Source organism: sulfur-oxidizing endosymbiont of Gigantopelta aegis (assembly GCF_016097415.1).
GTDB lineage: Bacteria > Pseudomonadota > Gammaproteobacteria > GRL18 > GRL18 > GRL18.
Genome location: NZ_JAEHGE010000001.1, coordinates 1,116,964 through 1,143,843, shown reverse-complemented (window position 1 = coordinate 1,143,843; position 26,880 = coordinate 1,116,964). Strand labels below are relative to the sequence as shown.

At 39.4% G+C, this 26,880-nt stretch carries 30 protein-coding genes and 1 pseudogene; 19 read left to right on the top strand and 12 right to left on the bottom strand.

The window, feature by feature from the left end; all coding sequences use genetic code 11:
• Positions 1–12: 12 nt before the first annotated feature.
• Positions 13–876, top strand: a complete 864-nt coding sequence (locus JEU79_RS05895) for an IS3 family transposase (RefSeq protein ID WP_198263029.1) — start codon at positions 13–15, stop codon at positions 874–876.
• A gap of 383 nt (positions 877–1,259) precedes the next feature.
• Here the strand turns inward: JEU79_RS05895 and nrfD are convergent, their stop codons facing one another.
• The 12 genes from nrfD to dsrA all read right to left on the bottom strand — a co-directional run bounded on the left by nrfD (position 1,260) and on the right by dsrA (position 12,552).
• Positions 1,260–2,462 carry an NrfD/PsrC family molybdoenzyme membrane anchor subunit gene (gene nrfD / locus JEU79_RS05890; protein ID WP_198263361.1) on the bottom strand — a complete coding sequence of 401 codons (1,203 nt, stop codon included), beginning with the start codon at positions 2,460–2,462 and terminating at the stop codon, positions 1,260–1,262.
• Between the two features lie 95 nt (positions 2,463–2,557).
• Positions 2,558–3,343, bottom strand: coding sequence for a sulfate reduction electron transfer complex DsrMKJOP subunit DsrO (gene dsrO / locus JEU79_RS05885; RefSeq protein WP_198263360.1), 786 nt, complete (start codon positions 3,341–3,343; stop codon positions 2,558–2,560).
• A complete protein-coding gene (locus JEU79_RS05880; RefSeq protein ID WP_198263359.1) occupies positions 3,333–3,851 on the bottom strand; it encodes a hypothetical protein in 519 nt (172 codons plus the stop codon). Before JEU79_RS05880 ends, dsrO begins: the two co-directional genes overlap by 11 nt.
• A gap of 115 nt (positions 3,852–3,966) precedes the next feature.
• Positions 3,967–5,949, bottom strand: coding sequence for an NAD(P)-binding protein (locus JEU79_RS05875; protein ID WP_198263358.1), 1,983 nt, complete (start codon positions 5,947–5,949; stop codon positions 3,967–3,969).
• A gap of 86 nt (positions 5,950–6,035) precedes the next feature.
• The gene (gene dsrK / locus JEU79_RS05870) at positions 6,036–7,577 is read right to left on the bottom strand and encodes a sulfate reduction electron transfer complex DsrMKJOP subunit DsrK (protein WP_246540032.1); all 1,542 of its coding nucleotides are present in this window, start codon (positions 7,575–7,577) and stop codon (positions 6,036–6,038) included.
• Positions 7,578–7,647: 70 nt separating this feature from the next.
• Entirely contained in the window at positions 7,648–8,391 is a 744-nt protein-coding gene (locus JEU79_RS05865; RefSeq protein ID WP_198263357.1) for a respiratory nitrate reductase subunit gamma, read from the bottom strand.
• Between the two features lie 153 nt (positions 8,392–8,544).
• A complete protein-coding gene (locus JEU79_RS05860) occupies positions 8,545–8,880 on the bottom strand; it encodes a TusE/DsrC/DsvC family sulfur relay protein (RefSeq protein WP_198263356.1) in 336 nt (111 codons plus the stop codon).
• Positions 8,881–8,911: 31 nt separating this feature from the next.
• Entirely contained in the window at positions 8,912–9,220 is a 309-nt protein-coding gene (tusB, locus tag JEU79_RS05855; RefSeq protein WP_198263355.1) for a sulfurtransferase complex subunit TusB, read from the bottom strand.
• Between the two features lie 14 nt (positions 9,221–9,234).
• Entirely contained in the window at positions 9,235–9,645 is a 411-nt protein-coding gene (tusC, locus tag JEU79_RS05850; RefSeq protein ID WP_198263354.1) for a sulfurtransferase complex subunit TusC, read from the bottom strand.
• Positions 9,646–9,656: 11 nt separating this feature from the next.
• A complete protein-coding gene (gene tusD, locus JEU79_RS05845) occupies positions 9,657–10,049 on the bottom strand; it encodes a sulfurtransferase complex subunit TusD (RefSeq protein ID WP_198263353.1) in 393 nt (130 codons plus the stop codon).
• Positions 10,050–10,118: 69 nt separating this feature from the next.
• Positions 10,119–11,195, bottom strand: a complete 1,077-nt coding sequence (gene dsrB, locus JEU79_RS05840; RefSeq protein ID WP_198263352.1) for a dissimilatory-type sulfite reductase subunit beta — start codon at positions 11,193–11,195, stop codon at positions 10,119–10,121.
• Between the two features lie 127 nt (positions 11,196–11,322).
• Positions 11,323–12,552 carry a dissimilatory-type sulfite reductase subunit alpha gene (gene dsrA, locus JEU79_RS05835; RefSeq protein WP_198265879.1) on the bottom strand — a complete coding sequence of 410 codons (1,230 nt, stop codon included), beginning with the start codon at positions 12,550–12,552 and terminating at the stop codon, positions 11,323–11,325.
• A gap of 663 nt (positions 12,553–13,215) precedes the next feature.
• On the opposite strand from dsrA, the gene JEU79_RS05830 reads away from it, so the two are divergent.
• The 18 genes and pseudogenes from JEU79_RS05830 (at position 13,216) to JEU79_RS28360 (ending at position 26,818) form a co-directional block, all read left to right on the top strand.
• Complete coding sequence (locus JEU79_RS05830; RefSeq protein ID WP_198263351.1) at positions 13,216–13,401, top strand: sulfur relay protein DsrC; 186 nt, start codon at positions 13,216–13,218, stop codon at positions 13,399–13,401.
• Between the two features lie 100 nt (positions 13,402–13,501).
• The gene (cas6, locus tag JEU79_RS05825) at positions 13,502–14,245 is read left to right on the top strand and encodes a type I-MYXAN CRISPR-associated protein Cas6/Cmx6 (RefSeq protein ID WP_214660510.1); all 744 of its coding nucleotides are present in this window, start codon (positions 13,502–13,504) and stop codon (positions 14,243–14,245) included.
• Positions 14,246–14,473: 228 nt separating this feature from the next.
• Positions 14,474–14,812 carry a TusE/DsrC/DsvC family sulfur relay protein gene (locus tag JEU79_RS05820; protein WP_198263349.1) on the top strand — a complete coding sequence of 113 codons (339 nt, stop codon included), beginning with the start codon at positions 14,474–14,476 and terminating at the stop codon, positions 14,810–14,812.
• A 145-nt stretch (positions 14,813–14,957) separates the two neighbouring features.
• On the top strand, positions 14,958–15,167 hold the full coding sequence (locus JEU79_RS05815) for a hypothetical protein (protein ID WP_198263348.1): 210 nt from the start codon (positions 14,958–14,960) through the stop codon (positions 15,165–15,167).
• A gap of 164 nt (positions 15,168–15,331) precedes the next feature.
• Positions 15,332–16,768, top strand: coding sequence for a cobyrinic acid a,c-diamide synthase CobB (locus JEU79_RS05810; protein ID WP_198263347.1), 1,437 nt, complete (start codon positions 15,332–15,334; stop codon positions 16,766–16,768).
• 29 nt (positions 16,769–16,797) lie between these two features.
• Positions 16,798–17,112, top strand: a complete 315-nt coding sequence (locus JEU79_RS05805; protein ID WP_198263346.1) for a HesB/IscA family protein — start codon at positions 16,798–16,800, stop codon at positions 17,110–17,112.
• Positions 17,113–17,215: 103 nt separating this feature from the next.
• On the top strand, positions 17,216–18,850 hold the full coding sequence (locus JEU79_RS05800; RefSeq protein ID WP_198263345.1) for a histidine kinase: 1,635 nt from the start codon (positions 17,216–17,218) through the stop codon (positions 18,848–18,850).
• Positions 18,851–18,878: 28 nt separating this feature from the next.
• Positions 18,879–19,529, top strand: a complete 651-nt coding sequence (locus JEU79_RS05795; protein WP_198263344.1) for a response regulator — start codon at positions 18,879–18,881, stop codon at positions 19,527–19,529.
• A 281-nt stretch (positions 19,530–19,810) separates the two neighbouring features.
• A complete protein-coding gene (locus tag JEU79_RS05790; protein WP_198263343.1) occupies positions 19,811–20,935 on the top strand; it encodes a histidine kinase dimerization/phospho-acceptor domain-containing protein in 1,125 nt (374 codons plus the stop codon).
• 72 nt (positions 20,936–21,007) lie between these two features.
• Positions 21,008–21,337: an IS66 family insertion sequence element accessory protein TnpA gene (gene tnpA, locus JEU79_RS05785; protein ID WP_198263342.1), complete on the top strand. Its 330-nt coding sequence runs from the start codon at positions 21,008–21,010 to the stop codon at positions 21,335–21,337.
• The gene (gene tnpB, locus JEU79_RS05780; protein ID WP_198263025.1) at positions 21,334–21,699 is read left to right on the top strand and encodes an IS66 family insertion sequence element accessory protein TnpB; all 366 of its coding nucleotides are present in this window, start codon (positions 21,334–21,336) and stop codon (positions 21,697–21,699) included. The genes tnpA and tnpB overlap by 4 nt, the downstream gene beginning before the upstream one ends.
• Before the next feature lie 105 nt (positions 21,700–21,804).
• Positions 21,805–22,209, top strand: coding sequence for an IS66 family transposase (locus JEU79_RS26070; protein ID WP_198264909.1), 405 nt, complete (start codon positions 21,805–21,807; stop codon positions 22,207–22,209).
• Positions 22,116–22,817, top strand: a complete 702-nt coding sequence (gene tnpC, locus JEU79_RS26065; RefSeq protein WP_343075003.1) for an IS66 family transposase — start codon at positions 22,116–22,118, stop codon at positions 22,815–22,817. Before JEU79_RS26070 ends, tnpC begins: the two co-directional genes overlap by 94 nt.
• On the top strand, positions 22,784–23,296 hold the full coding sequence (locus JEU79_RS26060) for an IS66 family transposase (protein WP_198265128.1): 513 nt from the start codon (positions 22,784–22,786) through the stop codon (positions 23,294–23,296). The genes tnpC and JEU79_RS26060 overlap by 34 nt, the downstream gene beginning before the upstream one ends.
• Before the next feature lie 171 nt (positions 23,297–23,467).
• Positions 23,468–24,629: pseudogene (locus tag JEU79_RS05770) on the top strand (IS3 family transposase).
• A gap of 277 nt (positions 24,630–24,906) precedes the next feature.
• Positions 24,907–26,082, top strand: coding sequence for a response regulator (locus JEU79_RS05765; RefSeq protein ID WP_198263341.1), 1,176 nt, complete (start codon positions 24,907–24,909; stop codon positions 26,080–26,082).
• Positions 26,083–26,288: 206 nt separating this feature from the next.
• Positions 26,289–26,702, top strand: coding sequence for a c-type heme family protein (locus tag JEU79_RS05760; protein WP_198263340.1), 414 nt, complete (start codon positions 26,289–26,291; stop codon positions 26,700–26,702).
• Complete coding sequence (locus JEU79_RS28360) at positions 26,648–26,818, top strand: c-type heme family protein (protein ID WP_425511140.1); 171 nt, start codon at positions 26,648–26,650, stop codon at positions 26,816–26,818. The genes JEU79_RS05760 and JEU79_RS28360 overlap by 55 nt, the downstream gene beginning before the upstream one ends.
• Positions 26,819–26,880: the final 62 nt, after the last annotated feature.

Genomic DNA, 26,880 nt, shown 5'->3' with positions numbered 1-26,880 from the left:
AAGGGAAACTTTGTGAAGTACGCATGGATAACTGATCAGGCTAAAGATTACCCGGTAACGATTCTGTGCCGTTTTATGGATGTTTCCCGTAGTTGCTATTATGATTGGGTTAGCTCTCCTAAAACGGATAGAGAGAAAGAAAATGAAGCGCTTACTGAGCAGCTAAAAAACTGTTTGAAGACAGTCGCAAGACTTATGGAACCCGTCGTCTTAAAAAGAAAACTGGCTGAAAAAGGCGTTCATATAAGCCGCCGGAGAATTGGTCGATTAATGAAAAAAGCCGGTTTGTTTTGTAAAACGAAGAGACGCTTTAAAGCGACGACTAATTCCAAGCATAATAAGCGTATATCTCCAAATTTACTGGAAAGAGAGTTTACTGTCTCTCAACCTGATCGCTACTATGTGGGTGATATTACCTATATTGCCACCAAGGAAGGCTGGTTATATTTAGCGGTTGTCATTGACTTATTCTCTAGGCAAATTGTTGGCTGGTCGATGGATGAGCGAATGAAAGCCAAGCTAGTCAATGATGCTTTACTGATGGCCATATGGAAGCGTAAACCAATGGATGGATTGCTTTGGCATACTGACCGAGGTAGCCAATATGCATCTGATAGTCATAGAAAAATATTGTCGGATCATAACATAATTCAGTCTATGAGCCGCAAAGGAAATTGCTGGGACAATGCTGTATCAGAGAGCTTCTTTCATAGTTTGAAAACTGAATTGACGCACCATTGTCGATTCAAAACCAGAGTAGAAGCAAAGCAGGCAATATTTGAATATATTGAGGTATTTTATAATCGGGAGCGACTTCATTCGGCTAATGATTATTTGTCACCAGTCGATTATGAAATACAGCAGGAAATAGCTTAAATCGATTGATTGAAGAGGGGTAAAAGGCGACATAAATGCCGCCCATTACCGTTGACGGCCATCGGCTCCTCAGCCTGTGCCGTGAAGATATTGTAACAGGATCATTACCGTTGTGAAAATACCTTGGGTGAATGGAACGGCTCTATCGTTCCAGAGGGCAAAGCCCTTTCTCTTCATCTGTTTAAAGTTAACATGAGAAACTAAAATGATAGGAAATACAAAATGACAAAAATCACTTGAAACAGCCAAAAAAATATTTAGAAAACTGTCCGGAAAAGTGTTGACACATCAGGTCAGCTCAAATATAGCAACATGCAAACTTAATCAATACGCATAAAAAAACCGGCATAAGCCGGTTTTTTTATTAAGCAATAAAGAAGACTTTATTTACTATGTGGATTAGCCACTTCATCTGCCAGACTAGCAGGTAAGAATTTTAATGCCGCTACAGCAACGGTCACTAGAAGCAATGTAATGCCAACACCACCAAAGCCTAATAGAAACTCAGGAAGTGAAGGTGAATAAGAAGCAACAACACCATCATAAAAAGAGCTGCTCACTTCCATGCCTGGGAATAAATGCATTGGGTAAGCCTGACCACCGACGATGATGACATAAAGCTGAGCTAAACCACCAATAATAATCAGTGCCGAAGCAAGGCCAATCATAGTGCGATTTTTTCCTGTTGGTCCATATAAAAGTACTAAAGGTAATAAAGAGCCTAAAACAATTTGCACAACCCAGAATAAGAAAGTATAAATACCACCATTACTTAAAATAAACAATGTGACATCTCTATGGTCAGCCGAATATAAGTTCGTTGTGTGATAAACAATGACGAAATATAAAACAGCAGCAACAAATACACCTAAGAGGTTCTTTAAACGATTAACAATATAATCACCCAGTTCTCTTTCTGTTGTCTTATAGCTACCCATAAGCACTAACATGAAGAATGCCAAACCGAAAGAGAAAGACATAACAATAAACATTGGCGCTAATAAAGCTGAGTCATACGCTTCACGTGCGACAAGGAAACCAAAAATAGAGCCGGTACCAGTGGTTAGGATAAGACGCCAGATAAAAGCGGCCATGCCTGCTTTCTTAGTTAAACTATTATAAGGTCTGTCCATCATCGTCCATAAATAAATACCAACAATACCCATAAAACCGGTATACAAGAAGATATTCCAGGTAAAAATAGACACGAAATTAAATTCAGTCATCGCAACGATTAATCGGTCAGGACGTCCTAAATCAAGCAGTAGAACAACTAGACCACCAGCCAATAATGCCATCGCAAGCATACCCGACAAACGGGCTAGGGGCTTATAAGCAGTCTTAGCAAAAACAGAGGAAATGGATGCAACATTTAACGCCCCGGAAGCGGCAACAATTAAAAAGATTGCAAAAACATGAGGCGTTCCCCAGACGACTTGATTACTCATGCCGGTAACATAATGGCCATGATGTTCCATATAGTAGGCTGAAAGAAGGCCAACTAAAGAAACCAGTCCAAAGATGCCAAGAAAGGTATAAAACCCTTTGGTATTCCCTTCTACTTCAAGAAAGTGTAATTTTTTCATTTTTTTTACTCGTTACACCAGGTATTAAGTGGTTAAGACTAATACGATGAATACTTCCGGAAGATCCAATAATGAATTCCGGAAGATATTTAAAATTAAATGCCCTGGTAATAAACGCCAGTATTTAATTTAAGATCAGCACGAATTTGCTTGCCGCCTTGCTTAGCAAGAATCTTAGAAATGGGGCTTTCAGCATCATTTAAGTCACCAAAAATAATCCCACCATCACTTGCTTCAACACAGGCAGGTTGTAGTCCTTTATCAATACGGTTGACACACATATTGCAAGATTCCACACAACCTTTACCGCGAGGCGTACTTTCAGCTTGATTTGTTAATGTTTCATGTACAAAAGAGCGAGCCTTATAGGGACAAGCCATCATACAATAACGACAACCAATACAACGATGACGATCAACTAAAACAATGCCATCTTCACGCTTCATTGATGCGCCGGTAGGACAAACATCAACACAGGGAGCACTTTCGCAATGCTGACACATCACCGGCAAGGACATACTATAGCCAGTACCTTTATTCTTTACATCAACAACACGAATATATTGTGTTTTTTGGTCATCTCTAGATTCAGTTTCATTACCTAAGCCATGTTCTTTATTACAGGCTTCGACACATTTGTTCCAGTCAACGTCCTTGGTGGTATCAACAAGCATACCCCAACGAACATTTGATGATGCTGGTTTATCCAGTGAACGGGCTGCATTGGCGGTTTGATATAACATCATTCCGGGAGCAATTGTAGCTCCGGCTGCAGCAACTGTACCGAAAATAAAATTCCGGCGAGATGATGTTACTTTATTCTCATTTTCACAAGAGACTGCATTATCATCTTTATTATTATTTTCGTTATTAGTTATCATCTGAACGAACCTCAGGGGCCATATTAGCCACATCCTTAACAGTCAAACTATAAGTACCTGGTACCAGATTAGTATAGTTAGTACCCTTATGATTGGTCAGTGCATGAAAATCACCACTGCCCTCTGGAATGTCTCTATGGCACTGGAAACAATCAATTGTCACCGCTGCATATTTATGACAAGAGGCACAAAAATGTTCATCGTTATCGATACGAACATATTTGTTATTTTCGTCTTTGGTAGCATGACAATTTATACATTGCTTCAGGCTGCCATCAAGTGCTTTGCCATCCGCTTTAACCCGAATACCTTCGCGCAGAGTATTAATTCTGTCATGCTTAAGTAGATCAGGATGTCTGCGACGCATTTCCTCTTCGGGTAATACGCATTTCTTGTCACCAAATTCCGGAAATGTTATTTTCGGCCCCAGTTCATCCTGTTCAACTTCATTGGCATTAACAGTACTGAAGCTAGCAATTAAAGCCAGCCCCGCAACTGCGAGTGGCAATTTGTGCAGACTCTTTTGAAAAAAAGAGTCAAAACTAAAGTTAAAATTTAGTTGCAACCACACATTTATTCTCCTACTTACTGACTCAAGATTACGGCTTAAGAACAAGGTGATATTAATCACCTAATCCCATATCAATGTAACCTGTTGGACAAACATCTTTACAGATGTGACAACCAATACACTTGTCATAATCCGTATAAACATAACGACCAGTGGTAGATTGATCCTTAGGTGTTTTCAAAACAGCATCTTGAGGACAGTAGATAACACAGTTATCACACTCAAAACACATACCACAACTCATACAACGTTTGGACTCTTCAACGACATCTTCTTCTGTAAGAGCAACTAGGCGTTCTGCAAAGTGACCCAATACTTCTTCTGAATCGACATCAATTGTGTCACGTACGTGACGTGGCTCATATTCAAAGTGGCCTAAAAACAATTTATCATGACTGATAATGTCATTTGAAGAACGGTTTTCATAGTTGTGGATAGCAAAGTTTTCAGTATCAGAACCACGAACACTATCATGGCCATGTACTGGAGAGGCATCTGGAGCTAAACCAGTATCATCTAATTTTTTCTCTAAAGAGAAAGTGTGTTTATCTACTTTAGGACGCTTTCTAAGGTCTTCGTCTTTATTAGTAAAATAATGATGAATTGTTTCAGCAGCAATAGATGCTTGACCAATTGCAGTTGTTAGCAAGTGAGGACGTACGATATCACCGGCAAGGAAGTGACCAGGCTTACCTTTAACTTGGTAATGTGCATCACCATCAATGAAGCCGCGACCATTATCCATCTCTTCGATACCAGCCATGTCACCTTTTTGACCAATCGCAGAAACAATCAATGTCGCTTCGATATCGTATTCAGAACCTTCAATCTCTGTTTTACCATCTGCTTCAAGTTTGATAACACGTAGGGCTGTAGCACGACCACTTTCGTCTCTAACAACTGCAATAGGGCTAACACAGCCAGTGATTGTTACACCTTCACGTAAAGCATCGTCAATTTCATGCTGTGCCGCAGGCATATTTTCGATGGAAGAGCGTGATAATAAAGTCACTTCTGCGCCATCTTTCTTCGCTGAATCAGCAACATCATGAGCGGTATGACCCAAAACAACATTTTCTGCAAAATCTTTCTCTGCGATATTAGTAATATTACCTAAACGACGAGCAACAGATGCCACATCGATTGAGGTATCACCACCACCAATACAGACGACTTTCTCAGATGAAACTTTTAACCGACCATCGTTAAACGCTTCAAGAAAAGCAACACCACTAATACAGTTCGGTGCTTCATCAAAACCATCAATGGGTAGACCACGGCCTTCTTTACAGCCGATTGCCCAAAGGATAGCATCATAATCTTTTTCAAGTTGTTCAACAGTGATATCAGTACCGATACGTGTATTAAGTTTAACTTCAACACCCATTTCTACAATACGATTCATTTCGTGATGTAGCGTATCACGTGGTACACGATAGCCAGGAATACCGTACATCATCATACCGCCAAGTTCAGCATGGTCATCAAACACTGTACAACCATGACCAATACGACGTAGTTGGTATGCTGCGGCTAGGCCAGCGGGTCCGCCACCAATGATGGCAACTTTCTTACCACTTTCTTGGTCAGCCACTTTAAATTTATAACCAGCGTCTTTAGCAGAATCACCAATGTATTGCTCAACAGAGTTAATACCAACATTGTCATCAAGTTCATTACGGTTACAACCGTCTTCACAAGGTGCTGGACAAACACGCCCCATCACTGAAGGGAACGGGTTAGCATCAGTAGAACGTCTGAAAGCATACTCATCACGAGTCATGTTTTCATCAGTTGGCTTTTCCATACCGCGCATGATGTCCAACCAGCCGCGAATATCTTCGCCTGAAGGACAACTGCCCTGACAAGGTGGTGTTCTATTAATGTAGGTTGGACATTTATGTGTCCAGCTAGCCTGAAAAATATTGTCAGTCCAGGCATCCCACTCTTGTGTTCCCGTATGATCTAACCGAGTTTCCTCGTAACGTGTGTTGGTTAGTTTCTCTGCATTCGGAGCTGTATCAGCAGTTGACATTAATGTTCTCCTATCAAGCTAAGTTTGGTGCAATTTAATATTGCAATGTTCATTCTTAAAATACGTTAAAAATTTAAAACGAGAGCCTAAGTTTCAGACTCTGTTTCTGGCTTTTCTTCACCATCTAAATCTTTTTCCTGTTCACTTTCTGTCATGACAATTGCTTCACTGACTAGTTGGTGAACACTCATAATGGCATCCATTTCAAAGCCAAAATAAGGTAATGTTTTAGTAAACTGACTCTTACAAATGGCACAAATTGCTGCCACATTGGTTACGCCACTTTCTTCTGTTACTTGTTTATACGCTTCCATTCTTGGAAGAGCACCTTTAATACGAAGTTCCATTAAATCATCAGTCAACAAACCACCACCGCCACCACAACAAAAGGTTGCGTCTTTAATGGTATCTGAATTCATATCGACATAGTTATTACATGAAGCCTTAATCACTGCACGAGGAATATCAAACTGACCACCCGGCTTATCGCCCATACGCGAGGCACGAGCAATATTACATGAATCATGAAAAGTCATGGTTAAATGATCATTTTCTGCTTTATTCATGCGCAGCTTACCCGCATCCAAGGCACCTGATGTGACTTCAAGAATATGTTGTGGAATTGGATAATTCTGATCGAGGAAGTCAAAAGGACCTGCTAGCGTATTGAGAAAGCTGTAGCCAACACGCCATGCGTGTCCACACTCACCAAAAATGATGCGTTTAACTTTTAACTTAATAGCCGCTTCACGAATACGCATTGAAATGCGCTGAATATTTTCATAACTACCAATAAATAAACCAAAGTTGGCAGCTTCAGATGCTTCAGAGCTCACAGTCCAAGTAATACCCAGTTCGTGAAGTACTTTACCATAGCCAATCAAACCATCAATATGCGGCTCAGCAAAGAAATCAGCAGATGGGGTCATTAATAAGGCATCAACGCCCTCTTTATCCATGTGAAACTTCACTGGTACGCCAGTATCTTCTTCGACTTCTTCTTCAAGATCTTCAAGAATGCCCTTAAGTGCTTTGCCAGGCAAACCCAGGTTATTACCAATTTTGAAGACTTTCTGAATAATTTGGTTTGAGTACTTTTGCGCCTTACCGACATTGGCCAGTATTTCACGAGCAGCCATGGTGACTTCAGCGGTATCAATACCCATAGGACAGAATACTGAACAACGACGACATTCAGAACACTGGTGATAATAGTTATACCATTCATCCAGTACATCTTCGGTTAAATCAACTGCACCGACTAATTTAGGAAAATATTTACCTGCAAAAGTAAAATAACGGCGATATACTTTGCGCATCAGATCCTGACGAGCAACAGGCATGTTTTTAGGATCACCCGTACCAATAAAATAGTGACATTTATCAGTACATGCGCCACATTTCATGCACGAATCCATAAACACTTGAAGTGAACGATACTTACCTAATAAGTCGCCCATTTTGTCCAGTGTTTTTTCTTTCCAGTCTTCTGGCAATTCGCCAGGATAGCCAAGATCGGTATCAAATTCCGCTCGTGAAACGAACGGTCCATTACCAGCCATTTCATCCTTTTTAATCAGGGGAACGATTGGATATTCTCTTATCTCGGGAGTTTCAAAGTCTGCCACTTGTCTAAATCCTCAAAAAATTCTCAGAAATAACGACCATCCATTATGAATGGCAGCCATTACTTAATTCTTATTTAGGTTGAACTTTATTTTTTTCTGCATCTAATTCTGCAGCCCATGGTGCGATATGTCTCTTTTCACGTGGGTTATCAACTTGATTACGTGTTGGAGCAAAAAACAAACCAGGGATATGTAATAACTTACTAAAAGGTAACAATATCATCAGCAGTGCAACTAAAAACAGGTGAACCCATAAGACAATATCGCTTGGCAGAGTTTGCCAGTTAAAATAAATCAAACCTAAAGCAAATTCTTTCACAGCAACAATATCTGTGTGAGAAACAAAGCGCATTACGATACCCGTTAGCGCAATCACCATCAGCATCAGTAACCATAGATAGTCAGATGGCGCAGAAATATACTTAATTCGAGCGACGAATAAGCGACGAACCAATAGCCCTGTTAAACCAATAAACATGGTAAAAGCAGCATATTTGCCAATGGGTTGTAATAAGACAAGCCATGTAGGCACATCTTGTATGAAATAACGTAAGTGTATGATCAGTACCACAAACAAACTCATATGGAACATCCAGCCAAATAGCCATGTCCATTTGTTTGAGCGGAATAAGGCAGCAAATAAGATTGCTTCTTTAGCCAGTCGAATAGCCACACCACCTTTTGTCAAAGGCGCTGGTGTAATGGGTATTTTCAACGGTGCAGGCACGCGTGAATATTGAATAATTTTTTTCGTCAGTCCTATAACTAGGACAAGAAAAGCCACTGTAAAAAGTAGCGCATAAAACGCTGACATATTACCTACCCATTAATAATATTTTTAATATAATGTATAAGAACCTGTGCTATAAATAAAATAGGTTCTTATACATGATTATCTATTGCTTAATGCCTTAATACTTTAGAGCAAGAAGGCATTAAGCAACAGATATCAGTTTAGGAATTGTGCTTATACACAACCTGTTGGCTTAGGAAGACCAGCAAATTTACATGCTTGTTTACCAGGGCCGTAAGGGAATAATTCATAAAGATACTTAGAATTACCTTTTTCCTTACCTAATTTCTTAGCAACAGCCTTAGTTAAAACGCGTACTGCTGGAGCAATTTGATACTCTTCATAGTACTCGCGAAGGAAATTAATGATATCCCAGTGATCATCACCCATTTCAACTTCATCAATTTCAGCCATTACAGAAGCAACTGCAGGGAACCACTGACTCAGATCAACCAGATAACCTTCCTCATCAACTTCGATGTCTTTACCTTCTACAGAAATAGTAGCCATTGTTTAAACTCCAATATAAAATTTTATAAAATTACAGCCAAGACTGCACGTTTGAGTGCTCGGCTACCAGATCAACGAAACCAGCGTAATCAACGATCTTAATTCCGTCAATTATATCGGCTTCTGTAAAACCGCGTGTATTCAAATCTGAACCTAGAACACATACGTTTTTGCTTGCTACTGCAGCAGTTAATTTATCCGCAACAATAGTACCTTTTAACGCACCAACAACCGCATCTTCAATCAAAAGAATAGTAGAACCTTCTTTTGATTTAGATAAACACGAGTTCAGTGAATTGCGTTCAAAAGGTGATTTATTTACAGTGTGTAACATTGCCATTGTGTCATCTCCCCTTATGAACTAATTACTACGTCTTGCTCGTCCATCAGATCAGCAAGCTCAGCGCGTGTAATAGGTATTATGGATGATTTTTCAGCCCAATCATCATCTTCGTCTTCATACGTCAACGCCATGATGTTGTCCAAAGTTAAACCACGTTCTTCTAAAGACTCAGTCTCAACATATATTTTGTTGATGTCGTAGTCACCCAGTGCTTTATACGCTGGTGAAAAGTTTTTCATGCCAGAAGCTTCTGTGTTTTGATTGTTTGATATTTGAAACACGCCGTCGTCACAAAAAACAAGACTAACAGCTTGGTCAAACGCAGCACTAATTAAAACAACTTCTAATGATTCTAATGCGTAAACGGTACCATACGGTGCTTTAGTGTTCACAAACATGAATTTCTTTATGCTCTCACTCATATTTATTCCTCTTAATCACCAAATGTTAATAAACGATCAGCCTGGATTCCACCTTCGACTAACTGGCCTAAACCAGAAATACGAAAAGCAGGATGGATGTTATCAGCATCTTTGCCTTGTCTTCCAGCTTCGTCAGCATCTATCATGCCTCGACGCTGTGCAGCAGCAATACAAACAACCATATCCAATTCATGTTCCTTAGCTAAAGCAGCCCAGTTTTCCGTTACATTACGGTCATCCTGGGGTGGGATTGCTAAACGAGTCGCGTTATTGACTCCATCGTTATAAAAGAACACACGATATATTTCATGACCTTTTTCTATTGCAGCTTTAGCAAACTGATACGCGGTATCCGATGCTTGATGCTGATAAGGTCCTTCATTAACTAATAATGTAAATTTCATTAAAGATTTACCTATTGAGTTCTAATACGCTACTAGCCAAAGGCAATAACATATTAGAACCTCGATCAATTAGAAGTTGATATGTGTAGAAGCGTTTAAGCTGTTACGCGCGCCTCTCCAGTCATCAATGTGGAATTTTGTGAAAGGTAGACCGGTTTTTTCGAAGAAACCGAACCAACCAATTCTTTCAATCCAATCATTCATACGTTCCCAATCTTTACCGTCTTCTTTGTAGACTTTCAAGATACGCTTAACTAAAGCAGTGGCTTCAGGCCAGCGTGGTGGGTTGTTAGGAATGCCAGCAGCAACTAACTTCTGGAACGTAGGCTTGCCACGTGCATTTGAGTGGTTACCACCAACCCAGATAGCTAGAGTTGTATGAACCGCATCATTAATCAACATTGGAGGACAAGGAGGATAACAGGCACCACAACAGATACATTTCTTCTCGTCTACTTCAAGTGTAGGCTTACCATCAACCATTGCGGGACGAATCGCAGCAACTGGGCAACGTGCAACAACTGTTGGACGTTCACAAGCATTAGCAACTAAGTCGTGAGCAATTTTAGGTGGTTTAGTATGTTGAATGTTAATCGCGATGTCGCCTTGACCACCACAGTTAATCTGACAACAAGAAGTCGTGATATGAACACGGTTAGGCATTTCTTCACGTTTAAATTCTGTTACCAATTCATCCATCATTGACTTAACAACACCGGATGCATCAGAACCAGGGATATCACAGTGAATCCAACCCTGAGTGTGGGAAGGAGAAGTAATGGTAGGACCGGTACCACCAACAATCAGACCCGCTTTTTCAATCGCTTCGATCATTGGAGCTACTTTTGCTTCGCTATCAACCATATATTCAAGGTTAGAACGAATAGTGAAACGGATAAATCCGTCGCCTAATTCATTAGCGATGCGAGTGATTTCACGTAAAGTGTAAACATCAAGAATACGCGCAGTACCAACACGAATCGTGTAGATTTCGTCACCACTATGAGCAACGTGCTTTAGTACGCCTGGACGTGGTCTTTCATGATATTTCCACAATCCGAAGTTTCTACGCATTGTTGGATGCATATACTGGAATCCATCTGGTGCGCCAGATTCGATAGGCATTTTAGGTTTTTTTGCAGCCATTTTAAGTTCCTATTCTAACAAACTTGTTCATATTCAAGAGGTATGCCCTCCTGAAATACTTAACTTATTAACTTTTCAACGCCACCATCAAGCAACGTTGAACAAAGTCATTGAATGATACTTAGCTTTAAGCAGTTGCGGCTTCAGCTTTTTTGTCATACCACTTTTTAACTTCTTCGTCCCAGCCATCCATACGTACGTATGAACACTGACGAGGTTCGCTAACCATGTTGGGATCTAAGTCAAGACCGATACCTTCAAGGTAGTTAACCAGGCCGATACGCTCAATCATTTCACCGGTACGTTCATGCTCTAAAGCATTTTCTGCGAAGAAATCAATCATTTCACCAGTCAGTTCAACCAGATATTCGATTTCTTCCATGGTGTCTACTTTCAAGAAAGGTGCGACAACAGTACCCATCATGTCACCAATTTTCAGGGTACGCTTACCACCGATTAGGATGGTCACACCCTTGTCATCACCAGGCGCTAAGGCTTTAGTCATAACATTGATACAATGCATACAACGAACACATTCTTTGTTGTTAACCACTAAAGTGTCATCATCTGCCAGTTTAATGGCATTGGTAGGGCAACGGTCAGTGACATTATCAATAACGTAGTCACGGCCTTTGTCAGCAACAAATGCTTTCACTTCTGTTTGGTCAACTTTCATCTCATCACGCCAAATACCAATCACGGCCATATCAGCACGTTCAATGGCATTGGTACAGTCGTTAGGACAACCAGAGACTTTTACTTTAAATTTGTAAGGTAGAGCAGGTCTGTGCAGGTCATCTTGGAATTCGTTAACCAAGTGACGCATCATGCCGTGTTCGTTAGTACAAGAATGTTCACAACGAGCAGCACCAACACAGGCCATTGCAGTACGAACACAAGGTCCAGCACCACCTAAATCCCAACCATAGGAGTTAACTTTGTCAAAGAATGGTTGCATTTCATCCGTGGTTGCACCGATAAACATGATGTTACCAGTCTGACCGTGGAATGTTTGCAAACCAGAACCGTGAGCTTCCCAATCGTCAGCTAATTGATTCAGGATGTCAGCAGTGTAGAAGTTGCCCGCAGGTGGCTGTACACGTACTGTGTGGAATTCTTTTGACTCAGGGAAGTGTTCAGCCACTTCAGAGAAACGAGGAATAATACCACCGCCATAACCGAAGACAGAAACTGTTCCACCTTTCCACCAACCCATACGAGTTTCGTAGGAATGTTCCAGTTGGCCTAATAGTCCGCCAACCATTGAATTAATGCGCTCATTTGGATGGTCATCTCTTAAGCGTTTAAACGCTGTAATAAAGCTAGGCCATTCGCCATTTTCCAACTCATCTAGCATCGGAGTATCATAGATCGTTACTTTAGGCACGGTTTTCTCCCTTAGGTAAATTTGGTGCTACTAACAAAATATCGTTTAGTAATCTTTTAAAAATTTTAACATTTGTTTTTAAACCAGCTTAGTTGACATTAAAACCTGAGTTAACATTAAGACAATGTCACACATAAACGTGGTTAAAAAAACATAAACTTTAGCCTTGCAAAGATACACGATAAATCAATTTTTGACAAGGCGGACAAAAACAATGGAGTGAATTTTAGGACTTAATAATAAACTATAAAACCCTTCCTTTGGGAGGTATGACACCCCACCACTATCCACTAAGGGATAGTTCATTCTAAACCACAAATTTTTCAACTTTAAATCTTTTTGTATATCAACAACTTGAAACAAATTCAAGAATATTTTAGTGATAGATGCCACAGCATTTCCAAAGCATCTCAGCTATTTATTTTAGCTTTATTTCAATATTTATCTTAGATTTGCTCACTAAAATATCTTTAGCAAGGAAATTATACATCAGTAAACGCTAATCTATTACTGATGAATATCAATTAAACTCAATTAATCACTTCTAATATAGAATTTATTCATTAAAACACTTGAAATTTAAGGGCTTTAATCCTATTTATTGCTAACTAATTAAAAGTTGAGTATTTTTCTATGTTAATATTAAGTGAAGTTTTAATTCAGAACCATCAATTAGAGACCTATGCTGATTTGATTAAATTAATTAAAGTTAAAGCAAAAGAAGGTGAGATGTTTTTTGATATCGATATTAAGCCCCCCTACCCAGATACACCTGATGAATGGGAATCCGATTTAGAAGCTAAATTTACCAGCCCCTAGCACTTACAGTCGTTAGTAGCTTAAATAGTTAGCACTTATTATAGTTAGCATCTTAGCCTAGGCTAAGATAGTTGATATCTAACGATAGCAAATAAGTTGCTTGTTAATAGTAGCTCGCGAATTTAAAATTTTTATTTATAAAAACGAAGAGAATAATATCATGTTTTGGAGTGATGAAGATAAACCGAACGATTATATAGCTCCTGACAATGTAATTGATCTTTCTTTTAAGCTCAGCTGCAAACAGATTAAGCTCGATCACGCTTGGATGTTAACCAATGCAATTACTGAATTACTGCCCTGGTTTATAGATGAACCCCAAGCCGCAATCCACCATATCTATATTCCTCAATCAGGTAATGGCTGGAATCGAACGGATGATTTTGCCGATGAGGTGATACAGTTATCACGTAGAACTCGCCTTAAAATACGTATTCCTAAAAGCCGTGAACTTGATTTACAAGCAATAAGCGGGAAAACAATTTCCATCGATGGGGATGAATTAACCTTTGGTGTCTCCGACCGTCAGTTACTCAGCACTATAACGACGATTGTTGCCCGCCATGTGCATATTCCTGATACCGATGATGATGAAGAAGCTTTTTTGCATCAGGTTCACAAGCAAATCCTTGCTTTAGGTATTACCGCAAGAAAAATGCTCTGTGGTAAATCGCACTATCTAAAAGGCAATAACGGTCACATAAAAACCCGAAGTTTAATGATTGCTGATATATCACCGGAAGAATCTATTATTTTACAGGAAAATGGAGTGGGCGATTATTATAGTTATGGTTGTGGTATTTTTATCCCGCAAAAAGGGATTACTGCCGTCAATGACGAATAATTTGTTTAAATGAGCAAATAAACACCATCCTATCTCTTTTGAGGGGTGTATTTTATGGGTAAGTAATTATATTATTTATCCACTTAAATTATTACTAATTTACAAATTTTAATGATTGTTTTTTATAACATTGTTATTTGTTCTTCAAGCAATTGATATTTAAACAATTTAATCACATAAATATAAGATTTATTATTTTTTAATAAAAGAATTTACGGAGCAGATTTAATGGCTATTACTATTAATGGTAAAGATATTGAAACAACCGCTAACGGTTACCTGGTTGATATCACTGATTGGAGTGAAGATCTTGCAAAGAAAATGGCAGCCGATGAAGATATCGAATTAACGGATAAGCACTGGGATTTAATTAACTTCCTACGTGATCAGTACTTAAATAATGGTGGAAAAAATCCTAATACCCGTGCCTTGATTAAAGAAATGGGCGCTAAATGGAACGAAAAAATTGGTTCTAAGGATTTGTATAATCTGTTTCCACAAGATCCAAGCAAACAAGGTGGCCGTATTTCAGGCTTACCAGAAAGTAAACGTAAAGGTGGTTATTAAACCGCATTTGCACTATTTTCGATAGCTGCTACCCTATTTAGATACTACCCTTTTATAGATATAGTATATTAGCGCTTTCTCAGATATATTATGTCACATAATTTAGCTTATCACTGACTATAATTCAGTACTTTGGAGACATGAAATGAGCACTAAAGCAGAACTAATCAAAGAACTAATCGACATGCAAACTAAATTCATCAAATATGAAAATGAAAATGGTATGCACCCTGATGACTATTTTAATCCTGGTGCTGGTCATGCATTAGAGACTTATAAAGATGATTTCATGGAAAAAGCAGTTCAAGTTTTAGACATGGCTCACGAAGAAAAAAATTCTTCTTGGAAACGTTAATCGTTTCGTTATAATGCAAGGATTGTTGTAATAGCCTAAGGCTATTTATAACGAAAAAAAGGTCGCTTATGCGGCCTTTTTTTTTCATAGATTATTGCTTAACCTATAGCATACAATCAACTAACTCCTTGAAAAACTTTCAGTTTGCCCTTACTTACTAAACTATGCCTATTTCAGCAAACCCACTTTTTATTTCAGCCGCACACAAATCATCCGGTAAAACAACCATTACCATTGGTCTACTTGCGGCACTGAAAAATAGCGGACTCCGAGTTCAGCCGTTTAAAAAAGGGCCTGACTATATTGATCCACTTTGGCATGGTAGCGCGTCTGGAACTCCCTGTTATACACTTGATTTCAACACCATGACCCGGGATGAAATCCTACAGCTCGTCTCACGTAAAATGACCTCCTGTGATATGAGTCTGATCGAAGGCAACAAAGGTCTATATGACGGCCTTGATTTAGATGGCAGTAATAGTAATGCCGCCATTGCAAAATTGGTCGATGCCCCCGTTATTCTGGTTTTAGACAGCCGTGGCATGACCCGTGGAGTTGCCCCGCTCATTCTTGGTTATCAATCATTTGACCCCGGCATTGAAATCGCCGGGGTTATTTTAAACCAATTGGGTGGCTCGCGACATGAAAGCAAGTTACGCGCAGTCATCGAACACTATACTGATGTTGCTGTACTGGGTGCAGTGCATAAGGATAAACGTCTTGAAATCGTAGAGCGCCACCTAGGGCTCATGCCGAGCAATGAAGATGGTGAAGCACAAAAAAAAATCAGCGCTATCGGCAATATTATTTCCGCTCAGGTTGACCTGGATAAGATTGTTGAAATCAGTCATTTGCATTCACCCAAGCATTTAAAGAGCGCAATTAAAACACGCCCTAATACACAGGCCATAAAAACACAAATACGCCTTGCTTATATTAATGATAGTGCCTTTGGTTTTTACTATCCTGGGGATTTAGAAGCATTGGAAGAAGCTGGGGCTGAGTTAATTGAAGTGGATTCACTCAAAGATAAACTATTACCAGAAAACATTGATGGTTTATTTATTGGTGGTGGCTTCCCGGAAGAGCGTTTAAAAGAACTCCATGCCAATCAATCTTTTCGGCAATCGGTTTTTGATGCTATCGAAAATGGCCTGCCGACTTATGCAGAATGTGGCGGCCTCATGTATTTATGCCGTAAAATTCTATGGCAAGATCAACAAGTTGAGATGGTCGGCATAGTACCCGCTGATGCAAAGATGGAAGAAACGCCTCAGGGGCGTGGTCTGATTCGTTTTAGTGAAACCAATGCGATGCCTTGGCCGCTTCATCCAAGTAATAACCATCATCCAAGTAATAACAGCGATAAAGATATGACCATATCAGCCCATGAATTTCATTATTCCCATTTGGTCAATATTTCTGAACCATTGGAATATGCCTATAAAATCCACCGTGGTAGTGGTATTGACGGCAAGCATGACGGAGTAGTCTATAAAAATCTTTTAGCCTGTTATGCACATTTGCAAGATACCAAGCAAAATCATTGGGCACAACGATTTATACAATTTATTCATAACACACAAAAAAATAGTCATTAATCTATTAAAATACAAAAGCGAGAAGAACTATGATAAAACTGACTGAAGACGCAGCCAATCAAATCAATGCACAGATAAAGAACAGTGGTGGAGAAAGCGATCCACTACGTGTTGCAGTAACAAAACATAAAAACCATAAAGGTTTTCAATACTTAATGGGTTTTGACAAAAAAAATGACAATGATAGCCTCTATGAAATACGTGGTATCAACATTATTATTCACAATGATTTATTGGAAATTACCAAGGGCATGGAAATCGACTATGTCGAAATTGAGGGTGAAGATAATCAGTTTATTTTTAAAAACCCAAATGATCCTAATTATAAGGTTCCTACAGAATAAACTACCAACTGAATAAACTTCTGTTGAGTCGTTATCATCAAACCAATTAGAATCTTTTCCGGGAGGAGTCTATTGTTAAAGCAACAGGCTCCTGAGTAACCCTATGCCTCTTGAACAAGTAAAGAAAGCCTCAAAAGCAACTGAAGACTTAAATCGCCAGCCTATTCAATTGAAGTATAGCCGTTTATTTTTACCGCTGATTACTTTGGGCAATGTCCTTATCATACTGGCCGGGTTAAATTTTCTATCGCTTAATCAAATAATCAATAACCATACCTTATTACTATGGCTAAATATGATTATATTATTGGTCGGTCTATTCTTTATTTTTCGTATTTCATTCTTAATTCGTCACGATTTAGTCACCCCTTTTATTCATTTACGCAATTGGGCTTTGCAAATGAAGAAAAAGGACTATTCTGCACGTCTGCCCATGCCAAAAAAAGGCGAATTTGCCAAATTGGCCGTGGATATCAATTCTCTGAGTGACAAATTACAAAGTCTGTCTGCTGAATTTCAACAGGAAGTAGACAAGCAAATACATAAAGTCGAAGAAAAAAATCACTCACTCAATATTCTTTATGAAGTAGCCACCTCCATCAACCGTTCTGAGGATCTGGATGATTTATTATCCCGTTTTTTACAGATGCTGGTGAGCCTAACTAATGCGCGAGCCGGCACAGTCCGCCTACGCACCGATAATGATCAATTAAAAATGGTCGCCTCTATTGGCTTAAATGATCAGTTCGTCAGAGAAGAACGCTACGTTCCCATAAAACGTTGTCTCTGTGGCACTTCGCTTACCCAAGGCTCTGTTGAGTGCAACGTATCAATAAAAACCTGTACCAAACTTTCTGGTACGCGCTTATTTGATGGTAATGATGCCGAAATCATTGCTGTGCCTTTGGAGCATCAAGGCGTACATTTGGGCATTTATAATCTATTCATTGATAAGCCCAATGTTTATATGAGTGAAGATTTGTCAGAATTGCTCACCAGTATCGGTAAACATCTGGGTATGGCGATTGAAAAATCACGGCTGGATAAAGATACTCGACAACACTCCGTGATGAAGGAAAGAACGCTATTGGCACATGAACTACATGACTCTTTAGCACAAACCTTAGCCAGCTTACGCTTCCAGGTCACTATTTTAGAAGAAAATGTTTTAGAAAAAATCCCTGTAGAGCGTGAAGAAGTCACCCGTCTACATGAAAGCATTGATGAAGCCTATCGTGAAGTCAGGGGACTCATTACGCACTTTAGAGCCCCCATGAATAAACAGGGACTGATTCCTGCCATAGAACAACTGGTGTCTAATTTTCAGTCCAATCACGATATTTCCATCTTCTTCCAGAACGAATGGTCGATGGATCTAAAATCAGATCAAGAATTTCAAATTGTACGCATCGTTCAAGAATCCTTAGCCAACGTTGGCAAGCACAGTAAAGCACGTGCCGTACGTATCTTGGCGCGCAGCCCCAAAAACCCTAACTATAACAATAAACAATGTGAAATTTTAATTGAAGATGATGGTATTGGTATGAAAAACCCCAACTTAACCAATAGTCTGGGTGAACATATTGGCATCAGTGTGATGGAAGAACGCGCTCGACGTATCGGTGGCGATATCTCAATCGAAACCGAAGCTGGTGAGGGCACGCAAATTCTGTTAACATTTCCAACCCAGGCGATGGTCGAGAAATCGGTCAAATTTTTCCCTAATTTAGTCAGTTAATGACACCTAACGAATAAAGATATAACTTATGCGAGTATTATTAATTGATGATCACACCCTTTTCCGTGCAGGCTTGCAGGGTCTATTGGAACGAATGGGGATCGAAGTCATCGCCAGTGCCGGCAGCGGTCAGGAGGGCTTAAACATCGTTAGTGAGAAAAAACCCGATGTGGTCCTCCTAGATATGCGTATGCCTGATATGGATGGCATTGAAGTGTTAAAAAAATTGCGTGAGCAAGGCGAAAAAATGCCCATTGCCATCCTTACTACGGTTGATGATGAGCGGGACTTAATCGAAGCCCTGCAATGTGGTGCGCAAGGCTTTTTACTTAAAGGTATGCAACCTGATGAGCTGGTTACAGCTTTACAAGATATTCATGAGGGTAAGACCGTTGTTGCACCTGATTTAACGCCAATCCTTGCTAAAGTTGTTCAGGGACATATTCCCCCAGCCCCTGAACCCAGCCCCTTTTCTGAATTAACACCCAGAGAAACAGAAATTCTATTTTTACTGGCTGAAGGCCAAAGCAATAAAGTGATTGCCCGTAACCTGGATATCTCTGATGGTACGGTAAAATTACACGTCAAAGCTATTTTGCGTAAACTCAATATTCATTCTAGAGTTGAGGCAGCAGTTATGGCCGTACAACATGGTATGCTGAAAAAAGCGGCTAAATAAGGTTTTTATATCGTATGTTATTATGTAAAAACATGCGATAACCCTTACTAACAACAATTAACATTCTCCCTTTCTAAAAAAAGTCAATAAACGATAGATTCCCTATACACTTATTTTCAATTAGCCTAGGTAAGCCCCTATATACATTAGATATTGCTAATAATATAATATTATCTATATCTATATAAATTACCCCCTACTCACTCAGTCCATTAATGAGTAAAAATATAATGTTTACAAAGTTTAAAAACTGGTCTGTTAAGTTCAAATTGATACTGATGATGAGTATTGCATCTGCTATCGGCTTGTTTTTAGTCTCATCGGCAATCATTTATAATGAAACACAACGGGCGAATACCAATTCCATCGATGAATTAACGACCCTCGCTGATGTCGTCGGTTGGAATAGTGCTGCAGCAATGGCTTTTTATGACATGGATGCCACCATGGAAATGCTTAAGGCACTTAGTAAACATCCAGACATTGTTATGACAAACTTATGTGACAGTAACGGTCAACTTTTCAGTCAATATATAACACCTGATTATCAAAACAAAGCCTCTTTTAAAAAACTCAATATTGCTACCTGGCAATGTGACAATAAGGCTAGAACAAACATTAATGATACCTATTACCTCATTAAACGGTCAATTAAACTTCAGGGTGAAGAGATTGGTTCAATTAATATTATTTATCAGCAAAATGCTTTAATAAAACGCTTAAATAATTTTTACAAACTCATTGCGACCATTGCTTTTATCTCATTTTTAATCGTGATAATCATTTCAACCAAACTGCAAAAAGCCTTTACGACACCACTTACAGAATTAATGCAAACCATGAAATCTGTCTCACTAGAAAAAAAATATAATATTCGTGCGCGTAAAATTAGCGGTGATGAGTATGGTACTTTGGTCGATGTATTTAATGAAATGCTCAATGAAATACAACAGCGTGACAGTCAATTAGCAAGCTATAGTCAACGCCTTGAAACTGAAGTAGCTGATCGCACCAAAGACCTCTACAAAAAAAATCAGGAGCTACAAAGTATCACCATTGAAGCACTACAAGCAAAGAATATTGCAGAAAAAGCAAACTTGGTTAAAAGTGAATTTATGGCCACCATCAGTCATGAAATTCGCACTCCAATGAATGGTGTTCTAGGGATGGTTGAAATATTATTACGTACAAAATTGTCTGCAAGGCAAAACAAACTGCTCAAAACAGTTCAGCGTTCAGGAAAATCCTTATTAATTATTATCAACGAAATTCTCGACTTTTCAAAATTTGAATCAGGCAAGTTAACTCTGGAAAAACAGGCCTTTCGTCCAAATAATTTGCTTAATGAAACACTGGAACTTTTTACTGAAGACGCGAAAGATAAAGGTTTAATTGTAAGCGCTTAACCATCTAGCGTTATTCAAAAAATATCTCCCCTGCCTCATAATCAATCCATCGATTAATTATGAGACATATCAATGAAACCAGAAACCCAAGCCAACTCAAAACAATTTTGGCAAGACCACGTTAATCAATGGAATGAAAACAGTATCAGCCAGGCATCCTATTGTCAGGAACATGGGCTATCCATCAAACGTTTTGGCTATTACAAGCGTAAGTTGCTGGGTGCAACAACGCAAACCAGTGCGATGACAAAGGGGAATGGTTTTATTCAACTATCCTCCCCGAAACACTATTCAGCCCGCACCTCAGCATTAATTGTAGAATTACCCAATCAGCTACGCATTGAAGGAGTGACTGCCGATAATGTACAGCTGGTAAAACAATTAGCAGGACTGTTCCAATGAAGTCAGCCATACGTCCATCACTCAGCCTGCCACAGGTGTATCTCTATCTGAAGCCTGTTGATTTTCGTAAAAGTTTTATTGGCCTCAGTGCCATTGTTGAATGTGAATTAGGTCATAATCCTTTTGCAGGCCATCTGTATGCCTTTACCAATCGTCAGCGTAATAAAATTAAATGCCTCTTCTGGGATAATACCGGTTTTGTACTCTATTACAAAAGTCTCTCAGAAGAAAAGTTCAAATGGCCAAAGGGTGAAGATGACCTGATGAATATCACCGGACAACAAATCAACTGGCTATTAGACGGCTATGATATCAGTGTCATGAAACCGCATAAGAAATTGCATTATGAGTCTGTATTTTAAGTACTTTTAGTCTATTTTTTGTTATAATAAAGCCATGCAAAACAAGGCTGAATCCACAAAAACGACTCTATATTTTCCGCTTTTTCACACGCGGACAAGAATGAATTGTTGAGTGTCATTGAACAGAAAAACCACCGTATAAAAATACTGGAAGAAGCCCTTCGTCTGGCTCGTAGTAAACGCTTTGCACCCAGCAGTGAAAAAAGTGATGGTCAGGAACGCTTATTTGATGAAGCTGAGCAGGCGGCTGACGATGAGGGGCTCCCTGAACCTAAAACCACTTCGCCTAAGAAGAAAGAAAAAACAGGCAGGAAGCCTTTCTCAAAGACTATTCCAAGAGTCCCTGTCTTCATCGATCTGACAGATGAAGAAAAAGCCGGTGCCATTGAGGTTTTTACACTAAAGTCAGAGAAGAGCTGGATATCATTCCAGCTAAAGTCCAAATACTGGAATACTTCCAGGAAAAAGCCGTCTTTGCAGGCACCAATGACACAGACAGTCGTTCAATGAAAGCTGCGGTCATGCCAAAACATCCATTACCTAAATCAATGGGCAGTATTCACCTGATGGCACACATCATTATCTCAAAATATGCCGATGGTTTGCCTCTGTATCGAATGGAAGGCATATTATCACGCTATGGCGGCGATATAACCCGAGCCACCATGGCCAATTGGGCTATTAAACTGGCTCATCAGTTCCAGCCGCTCATCAACCTCATGCGAGAACATCAACTGTCGGGTGACATCATCCAAATGGATGAAACGGTGCTCAAAGTATTAAAAGAGCCGGGACTCAGTGCTCATTCGAACAAATACATGTGGGTCAGTCGTGGCGGGCCACCTGGACAACCCAGTGTGCTGTTTGAATACGATCCTTCTCGTAAGAAGGAAGTACCACTGCGCCTGCTTGATGGCTTTAGCGGCTATCTGCAAACCGATGGCTATGCCGGTTACAATGCCGTGTGTGCACAAAATAATGCCACATCGGTCGGCTGCTGGGATCACACTCGCCGTAAATTCAAAGATTCTCAGACGGCACAACCAAAGAAAAAAAGAGCAATCAAAAGCCTACAAAAGCCGATGTGGCACTGGCCCATATCAATAAGCTGTATTTAATTGAGCGTGAGATAAAAGAAGCCAGTGTTAATGAAAAATTTAAGGTTCGTCAGAAACAGAGCCTGCCGCTTCTTGAGAAAATAAGAACATGGGTCGATAACACCCTGGGCAAAGTGCCGAACGACAGCTTGACAGGAAAAGCACTCACCTATATTAATAATCAATGGCCTAAGCTGACTGTTTATTGTGAAGATGGTCGGTTGAATATCAGTAATGTGCTGGCAGAAAATGCTATCCGTCCATTCTGCGTGGGTAGAAAGGCCTGGTTATTTTCAGATACGCCAAAGGGTGCACATGCCAGTGCAGTTCATTATAGTTTTATTGAAACCGCTAAGGCCAATGATATTGAGCCATATACGTATATGGTCTATGTATTAACCCAATTACCTTATGCGGATACGGTTGAAAAGCTGGAAGCATTGCTTCCCTGGAATTTTAAAAAATCAGAATTGGAAAAGGTAAAGAACGCTGTTCGTTAAGCGCTTACGTTTAATTCTACGTTCAGAATTTAATATTGATAGACATTTAGTACTGATCGGTGACAAAAACCGATTACAGCAGATTATTACTAACTTGCTTAGTAATAATGTGGCTATACTTAACCGGACACACAACTTAAAATAACTAAAAGATAAAAAGTGTGACCTAAAATGAATGATCAAACAAAAAAACCGAATAAAAGCTATACATCAGAATTTAAAGAATCAGCTGTCAAATTAGCTAATGAGACGGATCAACCCGTTTCTCAGACTGCCAGGGAGCTAGGTGTTAATGTAAATACTCTACATACCTGGATCAGTAAATATTCCAAACCGGTGAAGACGGTAGCCAATAGAAGTGATGAACACATTTATGATGAAGTAAAACGTCTGAAAAAAGAATTGGCAAAAGTGATTCAGGAGCGTGATTTATTAAAAAGGCCACAGCGTACTTTGCAAGGGAAACTTTGTGAAGTACGCATGGATAACTGATCAGGCTAAAGATTACCCGGTAACGATTCTGTGCCGTTTTATGGATGTTTCCGTAGTTGCTATTATGATTGGGTTAGCTCTCCTAAAACGGATAGAGAGAAAGAAAATGAAGCGCTTACTGAGCAGCTAAAAAACTGTTTGAAGACAGTCGCAAGACTTATGGAACCCGTCGTCTTAAAAGAAAACTGGCTGAAAAAAAGGCGTTCATATAAGCCGCCGGAGAATTGGTCGATTAATGAAAAAAGCCGGTTTGTTTTGTAAAACGAAGAGACGCTTTAAAGCGACGACTAATTCCAAGCATAATAAGCGTATATCTCCAAATTTACTGGAAAGAGAGTTTACTGTCTCTCAACCTGATCGCTACTATGTGGGTGATATTACCTATATTGCCACCAAGGAAGGCTGGTTATATTTAGCGGTTGTCATTGACTTATTCTCTAGGCAAATTGTTGGCTGGTCGATGGATGAGCGAATGAAAGCCAAGCTAGTCAATGATGCTTTACTGATGGCCATATGGAAGCGTAAACCAATGGATGGATTGCTTTGGCATACTGACCGAGGTAGCCAATATGCCTCTGATAGTCATAGAAAAATATTGTCGGATCATAACATAATTCAGTCTATGAGCCGCAAAGGAAATTGCTGGGACAATGCTGTATCAGAGAGCTTCTTTCATAGTTTGAAAACTGAATTGACGCACCATTGTCGATTCAAAACCAGAGTAGAAGCAAAGCAGGCAATATTTGAATATATTGAGGTATTTTATAATCGGGAGCGACTTCATTCGGCTAATGATTATTTGTCACCAGTCGATTATGAAATACAGCAGGAAATAGCTTAAATCGATTGATTGAAGAGGGGTAAAAGGCGACATAAATGCCGCCCATTACCGTTGACGGCCATCGGCTCCTCAGCCTGTGCCGTGAAGATATTGTAACAGGATCATTACCGTTGTGAAAATACCTTGGGTGAATGGAACGGCTCTATCGTTCCAGAGGGCAAAGCCCTTTCTCTTCATCTGTTTAAAGTTAACATGAGAAACTAAAATGATAGGAAATACAAAATGACAAAAATCACTTGAAACAGCCAAAAAAATATTTAGAAAACTGTCCGGAAAAGTGTTGACACATCATAATGCCATTAAGTTTACTGAAAAAGGCGAAGTCACTTTACGTTGCTCTATTCCAGAACTGAATCAAGCGGATTTAATATCACCTCAAGAAAATAGGACAAAAGAAAATACTGCCCAAGAAAAAATACGTCTATTTTTTGAAATAGATGATAGTGGTATCGGTATTCCTTTCGACAAACAGGATATTATTTTTGATTCTTTTTCACAGGTTGATAGCTCAACCAGTCGAGAATATGGTGGCACCGGCTTAGGGCTTTCTATTTGTCAACAACTCGTCTCTCTCATGGGTGGTGAAATTGGAGTAGTGAGTAATTATGGTTCCGGTGCCTCGTTTTGGTTTACCGTTACTTTAGAGCAAGGCGATTCCGATTTATTACCTGTGTTTAATAGCGGCCATGAATGCGCTCAGAAAACCCCTCAATACTCAGCAACCGTATTAGTTGCAGAAGATAACTTGGTCAATCAAGAATTAGCAAAAACCATGTTAGAAATTTTAGGCTGTAAGGTACTCCTTGCAGACAATGGTGCTGAAGCCATCGAAGTAGCCGAACAACATTCATTGGACTTGATTTTTATGGACTGCCACATGCCTAAAGTTGATGGTTTTAAAGCAACCAAAGCCATACGTTCACAAACTTTAAAATCAGGTTCAAAAAATCAACTCAACACAGAGCCTCCCATCATAGCCCTCACTGCTGACGTGAGAGATGGCATTCAAGAGCATTGCACACAAGCCGGCATGAATGACTATATCAGCAAGCCATTTACTCTTGATGAAATTGCTGACAAACTGACCTTATGGTTGGATAGCCAGCAGCATCTTGCACCACTGGTCACGTTTAAAGAACAAACCATCATTTCAAACGATACCATTGAACAAAGTTCGTGGCAGGTGATACGTGATTTACAACGCCCTAATCAGCCTGACATTTTACACAAATTAATCCGTATTTATCTGGACAATACACCTGATTTAATTGAGTTGTTAACTCAGGCTGCAAAAGAGTTGGATGCTATCTCTTTTGCGGAAACAGCTCATACTATAAAATCCAGTAGCAAGAACCTGGGAGCAATCAAACTGGCTCAACTCTGTGAAAAATCTGAGTGTAATTCTAAAGAAAAAAAAATCAAGCAAAGGCATTTGAGCTCATTTATGAAATAAAAGCTGAATACCAATTAGTTGAGTCAGAACTGCTCAGTGAGCTTGAAACAAGTGATTGATAAAAGTCTTTTTATGATCCAAGCTTAAAAATTAGAATATTACGCTAAACAAATATACATACTTTTTATGTAACACTCATCACAGATAATACCTTTGTTTATAAAGATAATGGCCTCATATTCATTTTACCTAGAGGAACAAATTCAATGAAAACAATAGCACTTACTGTTGTCCTATCATCTCTTTTTTTATTGCCGACTATTGTATTTTCTAGCGATAATCAAACACAACTACTTCAAGAAAGTCGCCAGTCCGTCAAACAATTTGCAAGCAGCCTAAAAGGTGAGTTAAAAGCAGCAATGAAAAAAGGAGGGCCTGTCAATGCAATACAAGTTTGTAACGAAAGAGCGATCCCCATCACTGATACTGCAAGTCAGAAAAATGGTGTTACTTTAAGTCGCACCTCTTTAAAAATTCGTAATCCCGCCAATGTTGCCGAAGCTTGGGAGCACAAAATTTTACAAAACTTTGAAGACCGAAAGAATAATGGTGAATCACCTAAAAAATGGAATTCAGTGAAATCATTGAAATCGATGGCAAAAAACAATTTCGCTATATGAAAGCCATGGCAATATCTCAGCCTTGTCTACATTGCCATGGTGAAAAAGCTCTCCCTGATGTCGAGAAAAACTATCTAGCCTATACCCTCAGGATAAAGCCAGAGGCTATAAATTAGGTGATATTCGTGGCGCAATTGTTTTGGTCAAAGATTTATAAAAACATAAGCCAACCTTATTT